Consider the following 21594-nt stretch of genomic DNA (forward strand, 5'->3'; position numbering starts at 1 on the left):
GAACCAGACGTCAGAACAGACTGATCGGGTTCACGATGTCGGAGAAGATCACGAACACCGTGAGCACCGCGAGCACACCCGAGACGGCCATGGTGATGGGGATCAGGCGGGCGACATCCACCGGACCCGGGTCGGGACGCCGGAACAACTTCGCGAACCCTCGGCGAATACCCTCCCAGATCGCACCCGCGACGTGGCCGCCGTCGAGCGGGAGCAGCGGCACGAGGTTGAACAGGCAGAGCGCAAGGTTGAGCCCGCCCAGCAGGCTGAGGATGCTCGCCGCACGATCGGCGACCGGCAGCGTGTCGAGACTGGTGATCTCGCCCGCGAGACGACCGATCCCGACGACCCCGATGATGCCCTCGGGGTCGCGCTCCGCGCCGCTGAACGTCGACACCCCGAGGTCATAGACCCGCACGGGAAGGGTGGCGATCGAGTGCCAGATGCGACCCGCCGCGTCTCCCACGAAGCCCGGCACCGCGGTGATCGGTTGTTGCACGTTCTGCACGGCGTAGCCGATACCGATGAAACCGACCTCTTGGGTGGCGGGCGAACCGTCGGGGTTCTCGACCGGCTGCAGGTCGTCGTCGAACACTGGCCGCTCGGTCAGCAGGGGCATCACGGGCAGGGTGAGCCGCTCACCATCGCGCAGCACCTCGAACGCGAGCTGTTGCCCGGCGGACGCGGTGACGATCTCGGAAACGTCTGAGTACTCGGCAATCGGCTGGCCGTCGATCGCGAGGATGCGGTCACCCGGCAGCAGTCCGGCCTCCGCCGCGGGCGCGAGCGGGTCGTCGTCGGTGCACTCTGTCTGCGTGCTGTCGGCCGGCACGACGCACTCGTAGACGGTCCCGATCGTCGTCGTCGACTGCGGGATGCCGAAACCGACGAGCACGATCCCGAAGAACACGAACGCAAGAACGAGGTTCATGAACGGCCCGCCGAGCATGATGATGACGCGCTTGAGCACCGGAAGCCGGTAGAAGGTGCGGTGCTCCTCTCCCGCCGGAATCCCCTCGTGGGCGGCGGTACGCGCGTCGTTCACCATCGTGTCGAAGAAGCCGGTGGATGCCGTGCGCGGCTTGCCACCCGTGCGCTCGGGCGGGAACATCCCGGCCATCGAGATGTAGCCGCCGAGCGGAATCATCTTCAGGCCGTACTCGGTCTCGCCGACGCGCTTGGAGAACAGCGTCTTGCCGAAGCCGATCATGTACTGCCCGACTCGCACCCCGAAGAGCTTTGCGGGCACGAGGTGGCCGACCTCGTGGAGTCCGATGGAGACCATCAGGCCGACGAGCACGATCACCACGCCGAGGAGGTACAGCAGCGCGGATTCCACCCGGTCAGAGTACGGCAGTGGACGTAGCGTGGCTGGGAGCGGACCGCAAGGGTCCTGTGGGCAGGGGCGCCGTGGGGCACCATGGGACCGTGCAGGTACCCGATGTCGGACAGACCTTCCATGGGCGATACGCGCTCCGGGAGCGACTCGGCGACGGCGGGACCGCATCCGTGTTCCGTGCGGACGACCTGCAGCTCCGGCGTTCCGTCGCGATCAAGGTCTACGGAGCCGAGAGCGAGGTGAGCGATTCCGCACGGCGACAGCGGGAGGCTCGCGCCCTCGCCGGCCTCCGCCACCCGGCGATCGTGACGCTTTTCGACGCGCGGCTCGACGCGACTCCGCCCTATCTCGTCCTCGAATTCGTCGACGGAGAGACACTCGCCGCCCGCATCGCGCGCGGCCCGCTGTCCGCGGTCGAGACTCGGCTGGTTGGAGCCGCCGCCGCGAGCGGACTCGCCGCCGCGCACGACGCCGGAGTCGTGCACCGCGACATCAAGCCCGCCAACATCATGATCCCCGCCGTTCCGGATCCCGAAGAAGCCCGGCTGCTCGACTTCGGGATTGCGCACTCCGTAGGCGGATCGCGCGCGACGACCGCCGGTTCCGTCGTCGGCTCAGCGGTCTACCTCAGCCCCGAGCAGGCCCGGGGCGGCGACGTCACGCCCGCCTCGGACGTCTACTCGCTCGGCCTCGTGCTCATCGAGTGCCTCACCGGGCGGCCCGCGTTCAGCGGAACGGCCGAAGAGGTTCTCGGCGCACGACTCGTGCGATCACCCGCCCTTGACGACCCCGCCCTCGCGGCCGACGCCCCGCTGCTCGCCCGGATGACGGCACTCGACGCGGCCGATCGCCCGCGCGCCGTCGAGGTCGCGCGCGAACTCGACGTGCCGGCCGCGACCCGAGTGCTCGCGGCCGCGCCATCCGACGCGCCCACCGAGCGGATGGCGGGGGCCGCGCCGCCCCCTCCCGTGCGTCCGCCGCGGGAACGCCGACGCGCGTCCCCCCGGCTGCTGTTCGGCGGCCTCGTCACGCTGCTCGCCGGTGCTCTCGTGCTGGCCGCAGTCTTCGTCGGCATCCCCGCCCTCATGGCGAGCCTCACCCCCGGCGATTCGCCGCCCGCCGAGGTGGACGTCACGCCGAGGCCGACCCCGACCCCGACCCCGACCCCGACACCGGAGACCGACGATGACGCCCCCGGCAACAGCGGGAACAACGGGAACAACAACGGAAACGGCAAGGACAAGAAGCCCTGACCGTCACGGCCGTCACGAGCGCTTCGCCCCGACGATCGCCACGACGAGGAGAGCCCCGAACCCCCCGACGATCGCGACGCCGACCAGCAGCCAGCCCAGCGGGATGCCGAACAGGCCGACGGGCACGGTCACCCGGTACTCGGTGCCCGTCACCTCGTCGTTCAACGTGTCGGCGAATTCGAGGTCGCCGAGAATCTGGCTGTCAGGTTCGTCGAAGTAGAGCTCGAACACCGTGAGGTAGTCGCCGAATCCCGCCACTTCCGTGTCGACGACCGGAGCGGCCCAGGAGGTGAATGACGCGGCGGGCGATCCCGCTCCGGCGAACGACACGCGCTGACGGTGGTCGTCGAAAACGAAGACTCGCACGGTCTGCGGTGAGGTGGCCGCCCGGGAAAGTTCGAGCGGATAGACCAGTTCGTCGGAGGCGAAGGTGAACCGCAGCGGATCGAGGCCACCGTCGAGGGGCGCGTCGCCCGTGAGTTTGAGGGCGACGAAGAACCAACCGCGTTCGACATAGCCCTCGAGCAGCGCGGTCACCTCGGGCGAGAGAGCGAAGCCGTTGTCGACCAGCCAGATCTGCAGCCCCGCGGTATCTGACGCCGCGAGGGTCACCGCTTCAATCGGCCCGAGCTGGACGACGGAGAGCACCTCGGGCGGCGCGCCGCCCGGAGCGCCGTCACCTAGGGCGCGGAACGTCCACCAGTCGTACTCTTCGACCTGCTTCGGGGTCGTCACCCGGTCGATCGCTTCGAAGTCGGCGCGGTCGCCGAGCGAAACGGTTGCCGGACCGGGAGTCGGGAAGATGAGGCCCGTCTCGACGTCGGTGCTCAGGACTCCCAGCAGGAGATCGATTTGCTCGACCCCGCCCTGCCGATCACCGTTCTGCCAGGAGATGATCGCGTGTTCTTCGCCGACGGCGACCTCGGAGCCCGGCGAAGGGGCCACCCCTCCGCACGCACAGGCGGCAGCGGGCGCTACCGGCGCGACCGCGAATCCCGCGGCGAGGATGAGCGCAGCGATGCCGCGCCGAACGTCAGTCGATCTCACCCCGCAAGAATGGCATCCGCAGCCGCCCGCGCCCACCGTTCGGCATCAAGCACTCCGTCGAGCGTCATTTCGCCCGGCTCATGTTGGTCGACGACCCGCTCCACGGTCTCGACAATCGCGAGGTAGCCGATCCGCCCGGCGTGGAAGGCGGCGACGGCCTGCTCGTTGGCGGCGTTGAACACTGCGGGATAGGTCGACCCGGCCTCGCCGACCCGTTTCGCGAGGGCGACCGCCGGGAAAGCCTCATTGTCGAGAGGCTCGAAGGTCCAGGACTGGGCCTGAGTCCAGTCGAGCGGCCGACCGACACCCGGAACGCGGTCGGGCCATCCCAAGCCCAGCGCGATCGGTAGCCGCATGTCGGGCGGCGACGCCTGGGCGAGGGTCGAGCCATCGGTGAACTCCACCATCGAATGCACGATCGACTGGGGATGCACGACGACGTCGATCGCCCCGTACGGAACGTCGAACAGCAGGTGCGCCTCGATCACCTCAAGGCCCTTGTTGACCAGGGTCGCCGAGTTGGTGGTGACCATGCGACCCATGTCCCAGGTCGGATGCGCGAGCGCTTCCGCGGGCGTGACGGAGGCGAGGTCGGCCCGGCTGCGACCGCGGAACGGACCACCGGAGGCGGTCAGCACGAGGCGCCGCACTTCGCCCGCCGAGCCCGACCGGAGGGCCTGGGCGAGCGCTGAATGCTCCGAGTCGACGGGCACGATCTGCCCAGGCGCGGCCGCCGCCTTCACGAGATCGCCGCCGACGATCAGGCTCTCCTTGTTAGCGAGTGCCAGGGTCGCTCCCACCTCGAGGGCGGCGAGGGTCGGACCGAGGCCCACCGACCCGGTGATGCCGTTGAGCACGACATCGGCAGGAGTGTCGCGCACAAGCTGCACGGCTTCGTCGGCCCCGAGCGCCAGACGGGTCACGCCCGTCGCGGCTGCTTGCGCCTCTAGCATCAGGCGATCCGACCCTGCCGCGAGACCGACGAGTTCGAAGCGATCGGGGTGCGCGGCGATGACCTCGAGCGCCTGAGTGCCGATCGACCCCGTGGAGCCGAGCACGATGACGCGACGCGGGGTCATCTCAGGCAGTCCGTCATCTCAGGCAGCCCGTCATATCAGGCGGCGGGGTTCAGTTCGACGATCTCGATGTAGAAGACGAGAGTCGAGTTCTGCAGCTCGTGACCTTCGCTCGCTCCATAGCCGAGCGCGGGCGGCATCGTCACCAGGATCTTCGAACCGACGGTCTGACCGACGAGAGCCTCCTGGAAGCCCTGAACGACGCCGCTGACCGCGAAGGTCGCGGGCGCGCCGCGGTCGAAGCTCGAGTCGAAGACGACCCCGGTCTCCCATGCGGTTCCGAGGTAGTGCACCGAGACGGAGTCGTTGAGGCCGACGACATCCCCGGCGCCCTCTTCGAGCACGGCGATTTCGAGGTCGGTCTTCGGGGCGATGGCCGGCAGCGTCACCGTCGGCGCCTCGGCGGTGCCGCCGACCTCGGGAACGTCGGTCGACCAGACGTTGTCACTCAGCACGTCGACGACGAAGACGAGCACGTCGTCGACACCGATTCCGACGGTCTCGGCCTGTTCGCCGAAGCCTTCGGCGTTAGGGATGACCCCCACCGCGCGGCTACCGGGGCCGAGGCATCCGAGTGTCTTGGCGAAGCCGGTGAAGAGCATGTCGTAGTCGGCGCGGAACGGTGTCGCCGGGTCGCCTTCGGCCCAGCCGTAGGTCTCGAGCTCTTCGCCAGTCGTGCCGTTGTAGAGGGCGTAGGCGGCCGACACCAGCTGGCCCGGTTCGACCTCGTCGCCCTCGATCACGACAACACGTTCGGTCGTCGCGACCTCGAGTCCGGCGTCGAAGGCAATGGTCGGCGCGCTGCCGAAGTCACCGCTGACGTCGACCGCTGAGACCGCGGCGCCGTCGGGCGTCTCGCAGACGCCGACCGTCGAGGTGTCGGTCTCAGTGGCGTCGGGCGTCGTGCCGTCGTCGGCTGAGCAGCCCGCGAGAACGAGCGCGGAGGCGAGGACGAACGGAAGGGCAAGGAGGGAGCGGCGCAACAGGATTCCTTCGACAGCGGTCACGCCGGAGGCGGCGTCGTGGCGAGGACGTCGACCACATACACCACCGTATCCGTCCCGGCTATGCCTGAACTGGGAGACCCGGCCGCGCCGTAGCCATCAGCGGGGGGAACGATCACGACGAGACGCGAACCGACCGCCAGTCCGACGAGGGCGGCGTCGACGCCCGGCAACAACTCGAGGAGCGAGCGGGGGGCATCCCCCCAGGTTTCGTCGAACACGTCACCGGTACGCCAGTTCACCCCCTGGAACTGCACGAGAAACTCGTCGCCCGCTCCGACGACCGTGCCGGTGCCTTCGATCAAGGTGGCGCTCAGCAACTCGCCGGGCGGATCGACGGCCGGGATCGTCACCGTCGGGCGCCCGTCGGGGTCGAACTCGAGGCCGAGGTCGGGGAAGCCGTCGGGCAGCGCGATCGGATCCCCCTCGGCTTGGGTCGGCACGTGAGCGAGGACGTCGACGACGAACACGAGGTCGTCGTCGGGACCGATCGCAAGTTCGGGCTGACCGGCCGAGCCGAAGGCCTCCTCTGCGGGCACGACGCCGACGACTCGGCTTCCGGGGGTCGAGCACAGGATCGTCGCGAGCAGCCCCGGCTGCACCGCCCCCTCCTCAAGCAGCACGCGCGCCGCCGCCGTGCCGGGAGCCTGTTCCCCGGTTGTGGCGTTGACGATCGTGATCGCCACCTCAACGAGGTCGCCCTCCCCGACCGGGTCCCCGGCACCCTCAATGAGGACCGTGCGCTCGACGCGATCCACCGAGAACGGACCGGCGGCGGCGATGACCGGTGAATTGCCGAGATCGCCGGAGACCTCAACCGCGTCGGAAGCCTCCCCGGCTGCCGCGCACACCGGCCCCTCGGACGGAGTCGGCGACGGCGGTCCCAGGGTCAGCGGGCGGGCAGCGCACCCGCTCAGCACGAGGGCGGGGAGCACGAGCGTCGCGACCACGAGCGTCGCCAGACCGGGCCGGATGAGCACCCTTCATCCTCTCCGATGAGGCCGTCGCGCAGCCGTAGGCTGACCGGTATGGGATTTAGCGTGCCGCAGGAGCGGAAGCTCGTGACCGACCTGCCGGGTCCGAAGTCGATCGCCCTCCAGGAACGCCGGGTCGCCAGTGTCTCTCGTGGGGCGGGAACGCTCGCCAACATCTACATGGACCACGGTTCGGGTGCGATCCTCGTCGACGTCGACGGCAACCAGCTGATCGACCTCGGCTGCGGCATCGGCGTGACGACGATCGGGCACGCGCATCCGGAGGTCGCCGAGGCGGCCTACGAGCAGGCCAAGAAGCTAACCCACACCCTCTTCACGGTCACTCCGTACGAGAACTACGTGAAGGTGGCCGAAAAGCTGCAGCAGATCACGCCCGGTGACTTCGAGAAGCACTCGATCCTCGTCAACTCCGGTGCCGAGGCCGTCGAGAACGCCGTCAAGATCGCCCGCAAATTCACCGGGCGGCGCGCGATCGTGTCGCTCGACCACGCCTTCCACGGCCGCACCAACCTGACGATGGCGATGACCTACCGCCCGTGGCCGGAGCGCGCCGGAATGGGGCCCTTCCCCGGTGAGCTGTACTCGGTGCCGATCTCGTACCCGTTTCGCGACGGGCTATCCGGCGAGGAAGCCGCCGCGAAGACGATCGACTACATCGTCACGCACATCGGCGCGAGCGAAGTCGCCGCCTTCTTCGCCGAGCCGATCCAGGGTGACGGCGGCATCGTCATCCCGGCTCCCGGTTACTTCGCCGCGATCAAGTCGTTCTGTGAAGAAAACGGGATCGTCTTTGTCGCCGATGAAATCCAGGCTGGCATCGCGCGCACCGGTACGTGGTACTCGATCGAACACCACGGAGTCGTGCCCGACCTCGTGACGAGCGCGAAAGGCATCGCGGGCGGCTTCCCGCTCGCCGCGGTCACCGGCAAAGCCGAGATCATGGATGCCGTTCAGCCTGGCGGAATCGGCGGGACGTTCGGCGGCAACCCGGTCTCGACGGCGGCAGCGCTCAAGGTGTTCGAGATCATCGAACGCGACAACCTGTTGGGCGAAGCGCAGCGGGTCGAGAAGGCGCTGCTGAACCGGATCGGCGGCTGGACCGAGAGATTCCCTGTCGTCGGAGAGGTGCGTGGCAAGGGCGCGATGTTCGGCGTCGAACTCGTGAAGCCCGGCACGAAGGAGCCGAACCCCGACGCACTGTCGACCGTACTGAAGCATGCGACGAGCAACGGGGTCATCCCGCTCGACGCGGGGTCGTGGGACTCGGTGCTGCGGATCATGCCGAGCGTCGTCATCAGCGAAGAGCTGATCGACGACGCGGCCGGGGTGATCGAAGACGCGCTGGGGGCCTTGCGTTGAACGAGAACCACGGGAGCGGCGGGATGCTGCCACCTTCTGCCGGAACGCCACTGGCGTCGCAGGAATTCGCGCTGCCGCCGGAGCCCCGGCGCCTCCGCCCCTGGCCGTTGCTGGTCGCCGGAATGGCGGTCGCGGTGGTGACGACGGTCGCGCTGCTCGCGAGCACCTGGACCCTGCCCCGCATCCAGCACTTCCACGACGCGTACGTGGCCTGGTCGGAGCCGATCCCCGTCGACGTGGCCGCGATCGCCGCAGCGACCGGGATGAGCGAAGAGGGTGAGCTCATCTATCGGGCCTCCACCCCGGCGATCGAAGACGACGACGACTTCAACCAGCACTGCTCGATCGAGGGCGGTGCCGTGCTTGGCTGTTACTACGAGGGCAACCTGTACGTCTACGCGGTCACCGACGAACGCCTCGCCGGAACCGTGGAGGTGACCGCCGCCCACGAGATGTTGCACGCCGCCTACGAGCGGCTGAGCCCCGACGAGCGGGAGCGCATCGACGCGCTCGTCGACGAGGCGATCGCTGCCATCCCCGACGACAACCCGGTGTTCGAAGACCTCGAACTCTACGCCGCCGCCCAGCACGCCGATGAATGGCACTCTCGGCTCGGCACTGAGTTCACCGACCTCTCCCCCGACCTTGAGGCGCACTACGCCCGATACTTCGATGATCGTGCCAAAGTCGTCGAGCTGAACGTGCAGGCGACCGCGTTGTTCGACCAACTCCGCGCCCAGATCGATGCCCTGGTCACCGAGATCGACGCCCTCGACCCGGTGCTCGACGCCCGCATCGCTGCCTATGAGGCCGCCATCGCTGACTTCAACGCCGACGTCGACTCGTTCAACGCGCGGGCCGACAGCGGGGCGTTCCTGACGCAGGAGCAGTTCGACCAGGAGCGCGCCGCCCTCATCGCGCGAAGTAATGCTCTCGACGCCGAAGCGGCCGCCCTCGACGCCGAGATCGCCCGGTACAACGGGCTCGTGGAACAGCTCACCGCGCTCGACGCCGACTACGCCGACCTGTACAGCGCCCTCGACTCGAACGACGGCACCGACAGCGTCAGTCCCTAGCCGGTCAGTCTCTGGTCGTCATGCTCCGAGGGTAGTGAGCACCGTCGGCTCGTGTCGCACCGGGAAGTTCACGCTCGACGCGATGAAACACAGCCGGTGGGCATCCGCGTGGATGCGCTCGGCTACGGCGGGGTCGCCCGCTGAGATCGTCACCGTGGGCCGTAGGGTGACGTCGCGGAACCTGCCGCCCCCATCGGGCATCGTGACGAGAGTTCCTTCCGCCTCGTCCCGATAGGACTCGACGACGATCCCGTTCGCGACAGCGACGTAGAGGTAACTCAGCAGGTGGCACTGGGCGAGCGCCGCAATGAGCATCTCTTCGGGGTTCCAGCGGTCGACATCGCCGTGAAAGACCCGCGCTGCCGACCCGAGGATGTCGGGCTTGCCCGCGACGGAGACCACGTGCTCGCGCCCATACTCGCGGTAGCCGGCGGTTCCCGAACCGCGGTTGCCCGTCCAGGCGAGGGAGGCCACGAAGCGGTGATCGGCATCCATCGGGGTTTCCTCTCCCAGGCTCTCGTGCGCGGCCCGGTTCTAGACTCAGGGCTATGACCGACACGCTCGCCCCCACCGTAGTTCCGACGGAGCGGAAGGTGGTGACGGCAGTCCCTGGACCGCTGTCGATCGCGCTGCAGGAGCGCCGCCGTGCGGTGGTGTCGGACGGCGTCGCCTCGGCTCTTCCCGTCTACATCGAGAAGGCGCACGGCGCGATCGTCGTGGATGTCGACGGCAATGCGTTCCTCGACCTCAGCGCCGGCATCGGGGTCACGACGATCGGGCACACCGACGATTCCGTCGTTGCCGCCGCGCGGGAGCAGTTGGGCGACGTCATCCACACGCTCTTCACGATCACCCCGTACGAGGAGTACGTGCGGGTCGCCGAGCTGCTCGCCACCCACACCCCCGGCACGCACGCGAAGAAGTCGGTGCTCGTCAACTCGGGTGCCGAGGCCGTCGAGAACGGCGTCAAGATCGCCCGCAAGTTCACCGGCCGGTCGGGCGTCGCCGTGCTCGAGCACGCGTACCACGGCCGCACCAACCTCACGATGGCGATGAACTTCAAGGCGATGCCGTACTCGCTCGGCTTCGGGCCGTTTGCGGGCGACGTCTACCGCGCACCGAACTCCTACCCGCTGCACGACGGGTTGTCGGGCAAGGCCGCGGCTGCGCGCACGATCGGCTACCTCGAGAAGACCGTCGGCGCGACGGACCTCGCCTGCCTCGTCGTCGAACCCATCCAGGGCGAGGGCGGCTTCGTCGTGCCCGCCGACGGCTATCTGCCGGCGCTTCAGGAGTGGTGCACCGCGAACGACATCGTGTTCATCGCCGACGAGATCCAGAGCGGCATGGCTCGCACCGGCGCGTACTACGCGAGCGAGCACTTCGGCCTCGTGCCCGACCTCGTACTCACGGCGAAAGGCATCGCCGGCGGCCTGCCGCTCGCCGCCGTCACCGGTCGCGCCGAGATCATGGATGCCGCCCAGCCGGGCGGGCTCGGCGGCACGTTCGGCGGCAACCCGGTGGCCTGTGCTGCCGCAATCGCGGTCTTCGAGCGCATCGAAGCCGACGGACTGCTGGGTGAGGCGACCCGCATCGAGGGCGTGCTCAAGCCCGCGTTGCTCGCGTTGCAGACGAAGTACCCGGTCATCGCCGAGGTGCGCGGAATCGGCGCAATGCTCGCCGTCGAACTCAGTGACCCCGGAACCCACGCGCCGCGCGCCGACCTCGTGTCGGCCATCGCGGCCGAGGCGGCGCAGCATGGCCTGCTCGTGCTGACCGCGGGCAGCTACGGCAACGTGCTGCGATTCCTGCCGAGCCTCGCAATCACCGACGCGCAGCTCGCTGACGCGGTCGATGTGCTCGACGCCTGCTTCGCGGGGCTACCCGCCTGAGTTTGCCCGCCGGAACCGGCTGGGTCAGGGCTCGAGAATTACCTTGCCGCCGGCGTGTCCGGTGACGAGGTACTCGTATGCCGCCCGCGCCTCTGCCAGCGGGTAACTGCGGGCGATCTGGACGTCGATCATGCCGTCGGCGAAGAAGCCAGCCAGGGTCAGGCGTGCAGCGGCGCGGATCTCCCGCCCGGGGTCAGCGCCCGGTCCCCCGCCGATCGCTTGACCGCCGGCGGCGAGCGCCGCGGCGAAGTTGACGATCGTGACGAACCGGCTTGAGTCGCTCAGCAGCTGCAGCGACGTTTCGAGCGCCTCGTCGGTGCCGATCGTGTCGAACGCGGCGTCGATGCCGCCCGGAGCCAGTGCGGCCACCCGTTCGACGAGGCCCTCGCCGTAGGCAACAGGTTCGATGCCGAGCGCCGCGAGGCCGGCGTGGCGCTTCGGGGAGGCCGTTCCGATAACGCGCGCGCCGCGCAACATGGCGAGTTGTGCGGCGAGGCGTCCGACTCCGCCGCTCGCGCCGTGAATCAGCACCACGTCGCCCGAGGTGACCCGCACCGACTCCAGACCGTGCACGGCGGTCGTGCCGGCAGAGAGGAGTCCCGCTGCTTCGCCGAACGACGCCTCTGGGGGTTTGCGGATGAGGTTCTCGGCGTTCACCGTGAGTTCGCTCGCCTGCGCACCGCTCAGCCGGTGACCGTACACCTCGTCGCCGACCGCGAGCGGTTCGCCCCCCAGGCCCACGGCATCCTCACCGACCGCCGTCACGACCCCGGCCGCCTCGCTGCCGAGCCGGAGCGGCAGCTTCGCCGGGTCGGTTCCCGCAGCGCCCGAGGTCATCTTCGCGTCGAAAGGGTTGAGAGCCGCCGCACGCACCGCGACGACCACCTGCCCCGCTTGCGGAGGACGCGATTCGACTTCGATCACCGAAACGGCGGAGGGACCCTCATAGGAGGTAGCGGCGACAGCATTGACCATGCTTCATCCAACGCCCGTCGGCTGGGAGCGATTCCCCATTCAGCCGAACAGGCTCGCGACAGCCTCGCGGAACGCTTCCGTGTGACGCGCGACATCCTCCGACGTCGTGGCCGGTGACATGAGCGCCATGTTGTGGAACGGAGTGATGAGGATGCCGCGGTTGAGGGCGTGCAGGTGGAGGTACTGCTGCAGCTCGAAGTCGTCGGCATCCGCCGCTTCCCGCCCGTCGTGCGGCGGAGTCGGGCGGAACGAGTACTCGGCACGACAACCGAGCTGAGTCACCTGCCAGGGCACTTGGAGCTCATCGATCGCCGCCTGCACTCCCGCTGTCCACTCGGTCGCGCGTGCGATCATCCCGGGATACACCTCCGGGGTCAGCACCTCGGCAAGGGTCGCGCGGATGCCCGCCATCGACACCGCGTTGCCGGCGAGCGTGCCGCCGACTCCCCCGACATCGATGTCTTCCAGCCCCTCGCCATCGGGATCGAGGGCTGCGCGCACACGATCGGCGAACGCCGTCGTCATCCCCCATGCTCCTGCCGGGATGCCGCCCGCAATCGTCTTCCCGACGACAACGGCGTCGGGACGCAGCCCGTCGCGAGCCGTCATCCCGCCGGGACCTGCACACAGCGTATGGGTCTCGTCGATCACGAGGTAGGCACCCGCCGCGTGGACCGCCTTCGCCACGGCCTCGTGCCAGCCGTCGTCGGGCAACACGATGCCGATGTTGGTCATTGCCGGTTCGATGAGAACAGCGGCAACGTCGCCGGTCGCGAGGGCTGCCTCCATCGCCGGAATGTCGTTGAACGGCACCACGAGGGTCGTGACGGCTGGGTCGACCGGCGGGCCCATGTTGCCGCGGCGCGCGACGACGCGGCCCTCGGGATCGAGCGTCGCATACGCCTCGTCGACCGTGCCGTGATAGGAGAAGTCGATCACGACGACCTTCGGACGGCCCGTCACCATGCGCGCGTAACGCAGCACATGCCGGTTCGCATCGGTCGCCGAGAGCGTGAACTGCCAGCGTTCGAGGCCGAACCGCCCGGCGAGCAGTTCAGCCGCGGCGGCCGCATCCTCGGTCGGCAGCATGAAGGTCGCGCCGCGGGCGAGCCGCTCAGAGATCGCGCGCACCGACGCCTCGGGCGCGTGGCCGACCATCGCCCCCGTGTCGCCGAGACACAGGTCGACGTGGTCGATCCCGTCGACACAGGTGAAATGCGCTCCTTTCGCGGCGTCGACGAACACCGGCCAGGGGCCTGGCCACTTCGCCATCCACAGCATCGGCACGCCCTCGGGCATCACCTCACGGGCGACCTCCCACAGCGTCGCTGACCCTGGTCGGGCGGCGCGAAACCGTTCGAGCTCCGTGGCATGCAGGGTGGAAAGGCGCGTTCGATCGACGTACATCCAGACCTCACGACGTTCGAGCGAGGCGCTTGCGGCGTGCCGCCGAATAGAGTTGCGAGCCGATGACGAGAGCAATGGCGAGCAGGAAGACGGCGGTCGCGATGACGTTCGCCTGCGCTGGGATGCCGCGCGCCGCCGCCGTGTAGACGTACTTCGGGAACGTCGATGCGGCGCCCGCGTTGAAGTTCGTGATGATGAAGTCGTCGAACGAGAGCGCGAACGACAGCAGCGCCGCCGCGACGATCCCGGGTAGCAGCAGCGGGAAGGTGATGCGCCACCAGACCTGGCCCGGGCTCGCGTAGAGATCGCGGCCCGCCTCTTCGAGCGCAGGATCGAGGCTCGACACCCGAGCACGCACCGTCACGACAACGAAGCTGATGCAGAACATCGTGTGCGCGAGGATGATCGTCAGAACGCCCTTAGGCACGCCGGCCGTGAGGAACTGCGCCGCGAGCCCCGCGCCGAGCACGACCTCGGGCGTCGCCATCGGCAGGAAGATCAGCAGCGTCGCGGCCGACCGAAACCGCAGGCGATAGCGGGCGAGGGCGATCGCGATGGCGGTGCCAAGAGCGGTGGCCGCGAGGGTCGCCACCACACCGACGAGAATGCTCGTGGCGAACGCCTCGCACACGGCGCCGTTCTCGACCGTACAAATCGTCGTCCAGTTCTCGAAGGTGAACCCGCGCCAGACGATGTTCGTCTTCACCGAGTCGTTGAACGAGAACGCGATCGTGTAGACGATCGGGGTGAGCAGCAGAACGAACCCCAGGATCGCGTAGACGGCGAGCCCCCAGCTCCCGATCCCGAAACGCAGTCCGCGGTTCATACCAGGTCCTTGGTGCCGGCTCGGCGGATATAGAGCCCAACGAGTAGGAGGATCGCGCCCATCAGGATGATCGAGAGCGAGGCGGCAACCGGGTAATTCTCCACCCTCAGGAAATTCGCCTCGATGACGTTGCCGATCATGGCCGTATCGGGTGCGCCGAGGAAGTCACTCGAGGCGTTGATGTAGTCGCCCGCGGCCGGAATGAAGGTCAGGAGCGTTCCCGACACCACCCCCGGCATCGACAGCGGCAGCGTGACCGTGAAGAACGTCGTCACGGGACTCGCGTACAGGTCGCCCCCGGCTTCGACGTACCGCAGATCGAGACGCTCGAGCGAGGTGTAGATCGGCAGCGTCATGAACGGGATGAAGTTGTACGCGATGCCGAAGATCACCGCGCCCGCCGTGCCGGTCAACCGCGCGTCGTCGGGCAAGATCGTCATCGACTGCAGCACCCCGAGCACCGGTCCTTCGTCGGCAAGGATCTGCTTCCAGGCGAAGGTGCGCAGCAGGAAGCTGATGAAGAACGGGGCGATCACCAGAACCAGGGCGAGCGCCTGCAGCAGCGGGAACCGCCGCAGCTTGACTCCGATGAAATAGGCAATCGGGTAGCCGATGAGCAGCGCGATGATCGTCGCCGCGATCGCGAAGCCGAACGAGCGCCCGATGTGCGGCCAATAAGTCGCGAGGACCTCGGCGTAATTCTCCCAGCGGAACGCATAGACGTAGCGGCCGATCTCGCCGAACGGGTCGGGTGCCTTCACACTCGTGACGATGAGCGACACGAACGGCACGACGAAGAACAGCGCGAGATAGGCGACACCGGGCAGCAGCAACAGCAGCGCGACCGGGCTCTTGCGACCCGGTGCTGCGTCAGCGACCGCAGGAGTCCCGGGGGCGCTGCCGAACGCTCCGAAGGCCATCAGGCCTCCTCGAACTCGGCCTCGATGCGGCGCCGCTGCGCGATGGCGATCGCCTGGGTGTCGTCGTCGGGGTCGAAGCGCAACGCGTCGGCCGGCTCGTCGGCGACCCCGAAGCCGTGATCGACCGACCAGGTCACCCACACCTCGGCCCCGTTGCCCACGACCGGGCCCGACACGAGATTCTGGGCGAACACCGTCAGGGTGCCCAGACCCGGGACACCGATGAGGTATTGCGTGCTGACCCCGCTGAACGAGACATCGTGGACGCGACCGGGGCCGAGCAGGTTGACGCCGGCGACAGGCGCCGGCTGCGACGTGTGCAGCAGCAGCTTCTCGGGGCGCACTCCGATCGTGACGTCGCCCGCGTGCCGCTGGGCGCGCTCCCGCGGCACGGCGACCTTGCGGCCCGCGACGTCGACGACGATCGTGTCGCCCTTCGCCGACACCACCGGGCCGGCGAACAGGTTCGACTGACCCAGGAAGTTTGCGACGAACGCCGTGCGGGGCAGCTCGTAGAGCTCCGCAGGGGCGCCCATCTGCTCGATCCGGCCCTTGTTCATGACGGCGATCGTGTCGGCCATCGTCATGGCCTCCTCCTGATCGTGCGTCACGTGCAGGAAGGTGATGCCGACATCCGTTTGGATGTCTTTGAGCTCGACCTGCATCTGGCGCCGCAGTTTGAGGTCGAGCGCGCCGAGAGGCTCATCGAGCAGCAGGAGCGCCGGCCGGTTCACGACAGCGCGGGCCAGGGCGACCCGTTGCTGCTGGCCACCGGAGAGCCGCGCCGGCCTGCGTTGCGCGATGTGGTCGAGTTCGACCATCTGCAGAGCCTCGTGAGCGCGGACCAGCGCGTTCTTCGCTCCGCGGCGCTTGAGTCCGAACGCGACGTTCTCGAGCACCGTCATGTGCGGGAAGAGGGCGTAGCTCTGGAAGACCGTGTTGACGGGCCGTCGGTACGAGGGCGTGCGCGTGACGTCGTCGTTGCCGATGAGCACGCGGCCGGCGGTCGGCGCCTCGAGCCCCGCGACGATGCGCAGGGTCGTGGTCTTGCCACAGCCCGACGGGCCGAGCAGCGCGAAGAACGAGCCCGCGGGGATCGTGAGGTTCAGTTCCTCGATTGCCGTGAATCCCGGAAACCGCTTGCTGACGCCGTCGAGCTGGAGGTCGGCTCCGGACGACGCCGACTCGCCGCCCGCCGCCGGGTGGCCGCTCGTGTCAGGCCCCCACGAGAACGGACTGGAACGCCGTGCCGAACGACTGCTCCTCGGCACCGGTCAGCGGCCGGAAGGTCTTCACCTGCGACAGGGTCTCCTCGTTCGGGAAGATCAACTGGTTCTCGGCGGCCTCCGGGTCGATCGCGATCGCCGCTTCCTTGGCGCCGACGACCGGGGTGATGTAGTTCACCCAGAGCGCCACCTCGGCTGCGACCTCGGGTTCGTAGTAGTAGTTGATGAGCGTCTCGGCGTTCTTCTTACGCGGCGAGCCGATGGGAATCATCAGGTTGTCGTTCCAGAGCGTGCCACCCGACTCCGGGATCGCGAACTCGAAGAGGTCGCTGCCGACCTCGCCGTTGATCAGCGTCACGTCGCCCGACCAGACGATGCCGGCGATCGCGTCCCCGTTGATCAGGTCTTGCGTGTACGAGTTGCCGCGCACCGCACCGATCTGGCCGCTCGTGACCTTCTCGCGGAAGATGTCGAGGGCGTTGTTGAAGTCGTCCTCGCTGAAATCCGCGGAGATGTCGACGCCTTCGCTGAGCAGGATGAGACCCATCGTGTCGCGCATCTCGCTGAGCACGACGATCTTGCCGGCCAGCTCGGGGTCCCAGAGGTCCTCAAGGGTCTTGAGTCCGCCCGGCAACTTCTCCTTGTTCCAGCAGAGACCGGCGAATCCGCCCTGCCAGGGCAGCGAGTGGGTGCGTCCGGGGTCGAAGCCGACGTTCAGCAGATCGGGCACGAGGTTCGCCTTGTTCGGGATGTTGGCCTCGTCGAGCTCTTGCGTATAGCCAAGTCGGATCAGCCGGCCCGCCATCCAGTCGGTGAGCGTGATGAGGTCGGCGCCGATGTCCTGGCCGAGAGCCAGCTGGTCGCGAACCTTGGCGTAGTACTCGTTGTTGTCGTTGATCTCGACGAGATAATCGACGGCGATGCCGGTCTGTTCGGTGAACGCCAGGAGAGTCGGGTAGTTGCCCTCGTCGTCTTCGTCCATGTAGCCGGGCCAGTTCGCCCAGTTCAGCGTCGGGTCGGAATCCGACTGGTCGGTCGCCGGGCTCGGCGCGCCGGACGAACCCGGGGCGCACGCGGCGAGCGCGAGTGCGGCGGCACCGCCGACGCCGCCCGCGAGCACCGAACGGCGCGAGAGCTGCGAGGCGCGAGCCTGCTGGACGAGACGGCGGATCAGGGGATCCTCGGGAAGCGACCTGGGCATGAAAATACTCCTTCCGGCGTGGGACGATCCTGACACAGCGACGCCCTCAGACGGAACTATTCGGCACTTCCGTAACACGAATTTCACGCAATCCGCCGTCTGGCCGCCTGATCAGTGCGGATTCCACAGGCGCGTCCTACACTGGCGGCCATGAGAGTTGGCGTACCGGCCGAGGTCAAGAACAACGAATTCCGTGTCGCCATCACGCCATCGGGGGTGCACGAACTCGTCGCTCACGGACACGAAGTACACATCCAGGAGGGTGCCGGTCTCGGCTCCTCGATTTCCGACGACGACTACCGGGCGGCGGGCGCGACGATCGCCTCGGGGTCGGGTGGGGCGGATGACGTCTGGGGAACCGCCGACCTTCTCCTCAAGGTCAAAGAGCCGATCGAAACCGAGTACCGGCACTTCCGCGACGGCCTCGTGCTCTTCACCTACCTGCACCTCGCCGCTGAAGCCGCGTTGACCACGGCCCTCGTCGAGACCGGTGTCACCGGGATCGCCTACGAGACCGTGCAACTCCCGAACGGGTCGCTGCCGCTCCTGGCACCGATGAGCGAGGTCGCGGGCCGACTCGCACCGATCGTCGGCGCCAACGCGATGCTTCGGCCGCACGGCGGACCCGGACTGCTCGTGCCCGGGGTCGCGGGGACCCATCCGGCGAACGTCGTCGTGATCGGTGCGGGTGTCGCTGGTACGAATGCCGTCGCGTTGAGCGTCGGGCTCGGCGCGCAGGTGACAGTGCTCGACACCAACATCCAGCGGCTGCGCGAACTTGACGACGACTACGCCGGACGGATCGTCACGATCGCCTCCAACGCCTACGAGCTCGAGCGCGCGGTGCTTGCCGCCGATCTCGTGATCGGTGCCGTGCTGGTACCCGGCGCGAAGGCACCGAAACTCGTCAGCAACGACATGGTGCGCCGCATGAAGCCGGGGAGCGTGCTCGTCGACATCGCCGTCGACCAGGGCGGCTGCTTCGAAGACACCCGCCCGACGACCCACGCCGACCCGACCTACCCCGTGCACGGCTCGATCTTCTACTGCGTCGCCAACATGCCGGGAGCCGTCGCGCACACGTCCACCTACGCGCTCACCAACGCGACCCTCCCCTACGTGCGCGCCATCGCGAACTCCGAGTGGCGAAAGGCGCTGCGGGCTGACCCGGCTCTCGCACTCGGTCTCAACGTGCATGCCGGGCATGTCGTCAACTCCGCCGTCGCGACCGCGCACAGCCTCGAATCGACCCCGCTCGAGTCGGCACTCGCCTAGCGGCGCCCACTCCTAGGCTGCGAGCACCGCCCGGCGAACTCCGCCATTTTCGACCAGCCAGACCTCTCCTGGGCTTAGAGGAGGCGGCACCTCGCGGGTGCGGGTGATCGCCCGCACATCGGCGACCCCACAGCCGTGAATCACGATCGGCAGGTCACGACGCGCTCGGGCGAGGGTCGCCCAGTCGGCCTGCCAGGCTTCGGGGTCACCCAGCAAAACCGTGCGACCCGGATCGATGACCGGGTCGCCGACATCCGGCTCTCCCAGCCGTCGCACCCGGACACGGGCGGGATCCCAGCGATCGGCGAGTTCCCGTGGACGCGAGGCGACGACCGCGAGTTCGCCGCGCTCGGGCACTCCAACGACGACCGGTGGCACCCCCACCACCATCCGTCGCGGACTCGGCTCGGGGAGCGCGACCTGCACGACCGCACCCTCCCAGATTCCGGCGCCCGGTTGGGCGCGCGGGTCGAACGTCTCGCCCTGCCCACCCGCAAGCACGTGCTCCTCGCGACTGCCGAGCCTCAGCAGCAGCCGCGCGCCGAACAGCGGGGCGAATCCGTGCACGGGACCGGCGAGCCGCCGCGCCCCGGCGACGACCCGGATGCCGCGCGCGGGCCCATCACGCAACAGCCGGGCCAGGAGGTCGGCCAACTCCACGGCGTGATCAACAGGACAGCGGGCGAGCACGAGGTCAACGTCGTCGATCAGCAGGAGGCCGCCATCGGGAAGCCTCCCCGGATGCGCGAGCAGGCCCCACATTTCGACGGGGTCCTCGGGAAGCCAGCGCGCAGCATCCCCTGCCCCCGCAGCGACCGCCGAGAGAGCCGTCGACGTGCCCGAGCCCGGTGCGCCGAGGACGAGCACGTGGCCGTGCCGCGGCTCGATCGCCGCGACCGGCTGCCGTTGCTCAGCGGGGAGGTCGCGCAGGCCGAACGGGATCCCGTCCGCTGATGGGAGGGAGTGATGCGGGATGACGGCGGGCAGCGGGTCGCACCACGGGCGAGACGACGAACCCGCGGGCGTGGCTCGCGTGATCCGCTCCACGTCAGAAGGGGCCGCGAGGGCGAGTTGCACGGTGCGTCGATTGCCGGCTCCGTCGACGACGACGGCGCGCCCGCGCGGGTGCGGGGGGAGGCGCGCCGCAGAGTCATCCCCGACGAGACCCAGGCTGTCCGCCCGATCGGCGACTCGAAGCGCGATGCGCACCGCGACGTTCGCGAGCACCGCATCGCGTACCACCCCGGCCGGACGCTGCGTACACAGGATGAGGTGAACACCGAGCGACCGTCCGCGTGCGGCGAGATCGGCGAAGAGCGCGTGTAGCTCGGGTAGCTCGGTGACCAGAGCGGCGAACTCGTCGACGATCACCACGAGCCGGGCAAGCTCGCCGACCGGCAACTCCTCGATCGCCCGCACTTCGGTCGCCGCCAACACCTGCTCACGCCGCCGCACCTCCGCGCGCAGCGACTCGATCGCCCGGCGGGCAAGCGATGCGTCGAGGTCACTGAGGGTGCCGAGGACGTGCGGCAGACCGGAGAGGGGGGCAAAGGCCGCTCCGCCCTTGAAGTCGACGAGCACGAACGACACCTCGCGGGGGGAGCGCCCCGCCGCCATGCCCAACACCCAGGAGGTGAGGAGTTCGCTCTTGCCCGCCCCCGTCGTGCCGGCCACGACGGCGTGCGGCCCGTCGGCGATGAGGTCGATCACGGCGACCCCATCAGCGGCTACCCCGAGTGGCGCGCTCAGCCCCGACCGCGCCATGGGAAGGGCGAGCAGGTCGCCGAGGGCTACCCGGTCGGGCAGGCCAGCGCTTGCAGGCCGGATCCCCGCCGATCGCGCCGCATCGGCGAGTCGATCTGCCGCGTGACCGGCGGCCGCGCGGGTGGTCGCGTCGGCCTTTCGCGCGTCGATCCGCGGGGCCCCGGCCACCGATCCCGGGGCCCAGGCGATCACGGTTTCGTGGTCGCCGCTCACGAACCGGTAGCGGCCGGGATCTCCGCCCAGGGTCTCGTGCGGCAGTCGCTGCATCCAGTCTTCCCCCGGCGGGAACTGGCAGCTGGTCGTCGCCGGGGACCGACGGGCGGCAATGCGCACAGCGAGAGTACGAGCGACCGCCGCGGCCAGCACCGCAGGCCCGTCGACCTCGAGGCCCGTCTCTATGGCACGCACCAGCGGGGCGCCGGGAATCGTCGCGGCGTCGTCTCGCAACCGGGTGAGTTCGGGCGGCTCGCTCACGCCAGCCGATCCGGAAACGTCGATGCCACTCGGAGCCGCACCACGCGCAACCGCGATGACGAGTGGTGCATCGGCCACACCCCACAAGGCGTCGAGCGAGACGAACCCGGCGAGTCGGTGGCGCTCAGCATCTCGCGCTCGCGCGACGCGCTCAGTGGCATCCTCCAGTCCGGCGGCGAACCGCGCGGCGGCCGACCGGGCGGCTCGACGGCGCTGACGACGCCCGTCCGCGAGCGTCGCCACAGCGATGACCGGGCCGAGAACCGCCATGAGAAGCATGAACGGCGAACCGGTCACCGCAAACAGCACGCCCGCCACGACCACGGGGGCCGTGGTCGCGATCACCGGGAAGCCCGACTTCAGCGGCTCGGCTTCGACCGGCGGAGCGGGGATGCGGACGGACGGAGGCGCGATCATCCCCACAGACTCGGGGACGAAGCGCGCGCATCCTCCGACGCGCCGTCCGCATGCGGATCGACGAGCGA

General features: G+C 68.9%; 18 protein-coding genes. 5 read left to right on the forward strand and 13 right to left on the reverse strand.

The window, feature by feature from the left end; genetic code table 11:
• Positions 1-10: 10 nt before the first annotated feature.
• Positions 11-1339, reverse strand: a complete 1329-nt coding sequence (locus tag RMO30_RS01235) for a site-2 protease family protein (protein WP_309708429.1) — start codon at positions 1337-1339, stop codon at positions 11-13.
• Positions 1340-1428: 89 nt separating this feature from the next.
• Between RMO30_RS01235 and RMO30_RS01240 the strand changes: the two genes are divergently transcribed.
• Positions 1429-2592 (forward strand): serine/threonine-protein kinase, encoded by a 1164-nt coding sequence (locus RMO30_RS01240; protein WP_309708431.1) that lies wholly within the window; start codon positions 1429-1431, stop codon positions 2590-2592.
• A 12-nt stretch (positions 2593-2604) separates the two neighbouring features.
• Here the strand turns inward: RMO30_RS01240 and RMO30_RS01245 are convergent, their stop codons facing one another.
• From RMO30_RS01245 to RMO30_RS01260, 4 genes are read right to left on the reverse strand one after another with little or no spacing between them, the layout of a single operon-like run.
• On the reverse strand, positions 2605-3639 hold the full coding sequence (locus RMO30_RS01245) for a DUF2330 domain-containing protein (protein ID WP_309708434.1): 1035 nt from the start codon (positions 3637-3639) through the stop codon (positions 2605-2607).
• Entirely contained in the window at positions 3636-4718 is a 1083-nt protein-coding gene (dxr, locus tag RMO30_RS01250; protein ID WP_309708436.1) for a 1-deoxy-D-xylulose-5-phosphate reductoisomerase, read from the reverse strand. The genes RMO30_RS01245 and dxr overlap by 4 nt, the downstream gene beginning before the upstream one ends.
• Positions 4719-4753: 35 nt before the next feature.
• Positions 4754-5722: an FKBP-type peptidyl-prolyl cis-trans isomerase gene (locus tag RMO30_RS01255; protein WP_309708438.1), complete on the reverse strand. Its 969-nt coding sequence runs from the start codon at positions 5720-5722 to the stop codon at positions 4754-4756.
• Positions 5719-6699 carry an FKBP-type peptidyl-prolyl cis-trans isomerase gene (locus RMO30_RS01260; RefSeq protein ID WP_309708440.1) on the reverse strand — a complete coding sequence of 327 codons (981 nt, stop codon included), beginning with the start codon at positions 6697-6699 and terminating at the stop codon, positions 5719-5721. Before RMO30_RS01260 ends, RMO30_RS01255 begins: the two co-directional genes overlap by 4 nt.
• 48 nt (positions 6700-6747) lie before the next feature.
• On the opposite strand from RMO30_RS01260, the gene RMO30_RS01265 reads away from it, so the two are divergent.
• Positions 6748-8073: an aminotransferase class III-fold pyridoxal phosphate-dependent enzyme gene (locus RMO30_RS01265; RefSeq protein WP_309708443.1), complete on the forward strand. Its 1326-nt coding sequence runs from the start codon at positions 6748-6750 to the stop codon at positions 8071-8073.
• A gap of 23 nt (positions 8074-8096) precedes the next feature.
• Positions 8097-9149, forward strand: a complete 1053-nt coding sequence (locus RMO30_RS01270) for a hypothetical protein (protein ID WP_309708446.1) — start codon at positions 8097-8099, stop codon at positions 9147-9149.
• Between the two features lie 18 nt (positions 9150-9167).
• On the opposite strand, the gene RMO30_RS01275 is transcribed toward RMO30_RS01270, so the two are convergent.
• On the reverse strand, positions 9168-9644 hold the full coding sequence (locus RMO30_RS01275; protein WP_309708448.1) for an OsmC family protein: 477 nt from the start codon (positions 9642-9644) through the stop codon (positions 9168-9170).
• A gap of 53 nt (positions 9645-9697) precedes the next feature.
• On the opposite strand from RMO30_RS01275, the gene gabT reads away from it, so the two are divergent.
• On the forward strand, positions 9698-11041 hold the full coding sequence (gabT, locus tag RMO30_RS01280) for a 4-aminobutyrate--2-oxoglutarate transaminase (RefSeq protein WP_309708450.1): 1344 nt from the start codon (positions 9698-9700) through the stop codon (positions 11039-11041).
• Positions 11042-11065: 24 nt separating this feature from the next.
• On the opposite strand, the gene RMO30_RS01285 is transcribed toward gabT, so the two are convergent.
• From RMO30_RS01285 to RMO30_RS01310, 6 genes are read right to left on the reverse strand one after another with little or no spacing between them, the layout of a single operon-like run.
• On the reverse strand, positions 11066-12016 hold the full coding sequence (locus RMO30_RS01285; RefSeq protein WP_309708453.1) for an NADP-dependent oxidoreductase: 951 nt from the start codon (positions 12014-12016) through the stop codon (positions 11066-11068).
• 39 nt (positions 12017-12055) lie between these two features.
• Positions 12056-13423, reverse strand: coding sequence for a transaminase (locus RMO30_RS01290; protein WP_309708455.1), 1368 nt, complete (start codon positions 13421-13423; stop codon positions 12056-12058).
• 7 nt (positions 13424-13430) lie between these two features.
• On the reverse strand, positions 13431-14249 hold the full coding sequence (locus RMO30_RS01295) for an ABC transporter permease (RefSeq protein ID WP_309708457.1): 819 nt from the start codon (positions 14247-14249) through the stop codon (positions 13431-13433).
• Complete coding sequence (locus RMO30_RS01300) at positions 14246-15169, reverse strand: ABC transporter permease (protein ID WP_309708460.1); 924 nt, start codon at positions 15167-15169, stop codon at positions 14246-14248. Before RMO30_RS01300 ends, RMO30_RS01295 begins: the two co-directional genes overlap by 4 nt.
• A complete protein-coding gene (locus RMO30_RS01305; RefSeq protein WP_309708463.1) occupies positions 15169-16440 on the reverse strand; it encodes an ABC transporter ATP-binding protein in 1272 nt (423 codons plus the stop codon). Before RMO30_RS01305 ends, RMO30_RS01300 begins: the two co-directional genes overlap by 1 nt.
• Positions 16385-17596, reverse strand: a complete 1212-nt coding sequence (locus tag RMO30_RS01310) for a spermidine/putrescine ABC transporter substrate-binding protein (RefSeq protein WP_309708465.1) — start codon at positions 17594-17596, stop codon at positions 16385-16387. Before RMO30_RS01310 ends, RMO30_RS01305 begins: the two co-directional genes overlap by 56 nt.
• A 150-nt stretch (positions 17597-17746) precedes the next feature.
• On the opposite strand from RMO30_RS01310, the gene ald reads away from it, so the two are divergent.
• A complete protein-coding gene (ald, locus tag RMO30_RS01315) occupies positions 17747-18871 on the forward strand; it encodes an alanine dehydrogenase (RefSeq protein WP_309708467.1) in 1125 nt (374 codons plus the stop codon).
• Between the two features lie 12 nt (positions 18872-18883).
• On the opposite strand, the gene RMO30_RS01320 is transcribed toward ald, so the two are convergent.
• Complete coding sequence (locus tag RMO30_RS01320) at positions 18884-21526, reverse strand: FtsK/SpoIIIE domain-containing protein (RefSeq protein WP_309708470.1); 2643 nt, start codon at positions 21524-21526, stop codon at positions 18884-18886.
• Positions 21527-21594 lie beyond the last annotated feature (68 nt).

It is taken from the genome of Pseudolysinimonas sp. (assembly GCF_031389465.1).
In the GTDB taxonomy this organism is placed as follows: domain Bacteria; phylum Actinomycetota; class Actinomycetes; order Actinomycetales; family Microbacteriaceae; genus Pseudolysinimonas_A.

Excerpts from the sequence above, each read along its gene's own strand:
- dxr (WP_309708436.1), bottom strand. The coding sequence starts at position 4,718 with ATGACCCCGCGTCGCGTCATCGTGCTCGGCTCCACGGGGTCGATCGGC.
- RMO30_RS01265 (WP_309708443.1), top strand. The coding sequence starts at position 6,748 with ATGGGATTTAGCGTGCCGCAGGAGCGGAAGCTCGTGACCGACCTGCCG.
- RMO30_RS01270 (WP_309708446.1), top strand. The coding sequence starts at position 8,097 with ATGCTGCCACCTTCTGCCGGAACGCCACTGGCGTCGCAGGAATTCGCG.
- RMO30_RS01275 (WP_309708448.1), bottom strand. The coding sequence starts at position 9,644 with ATGGATGCCGATCACCGCTTCGTGGCCTCCCTCGCCTGGACGGGCAAC.
- gabT (WP_309708450.1), top strand. The coding sequence starts at position 9,698 with ATGACCGACACGCTCGCCCCCACCGTAGTTCCGACGGAGCGGAAGGTG.
- RMO30_RS01285 (WP_309708453.1), bottom strand. The coding sequence starts at position 12,016 with ATGGTCAATGCTGTCGCCGCTACCTCCTATGAGGGTCCCTCCGCCGTT.
- RMO30_RS01290 (WP_309708455.1), bottom strand. The coding sequence starts at position 13,423 with ATGTACGTCGATCGAACGCGCCTTTCCACCCTGCATGCCACGGAGCTC.
- RMO30_RS01295 (WP_309708457.1), bottom strand. The coding sequence starts at position 14,249 with ATGAACCGCGGACTGCGTTTCGGGATCGGGAGCTGGGGGCTCGCCGTC.
- RMO30_RS01300 (WP_309708460.1), bottom strand. The coding sequence starts at position 15,169 with ATGGCCTTCGGAGCGTTCGGCAGCGCCCCCGGGACTCCTGCGGTCGCT.
- RMO30_RS01310 (WP_309708465.1), bottom strand. The coding sequence starts at position 17,596 with ATGCCCAGGTCGCTTCCCGAGGATCCCCTGATCCGCCGTCTCGTCCAG.
- ald (WP_309708467.1), top strand. The coding sequence starts at position 17,747 with ATGAGAGTTGGCGTACCGGCCGAGGTCAAGAACAACGAATTCCGTGTC.
- RMO30_RS01320 (WP_309708470.1), bottom strand. The coding sequence starts at position 21,526 with ATGATCGCGCCTCCGTCCGTCCGCATCCCCGCTCCGCCGGTCGAAGCC.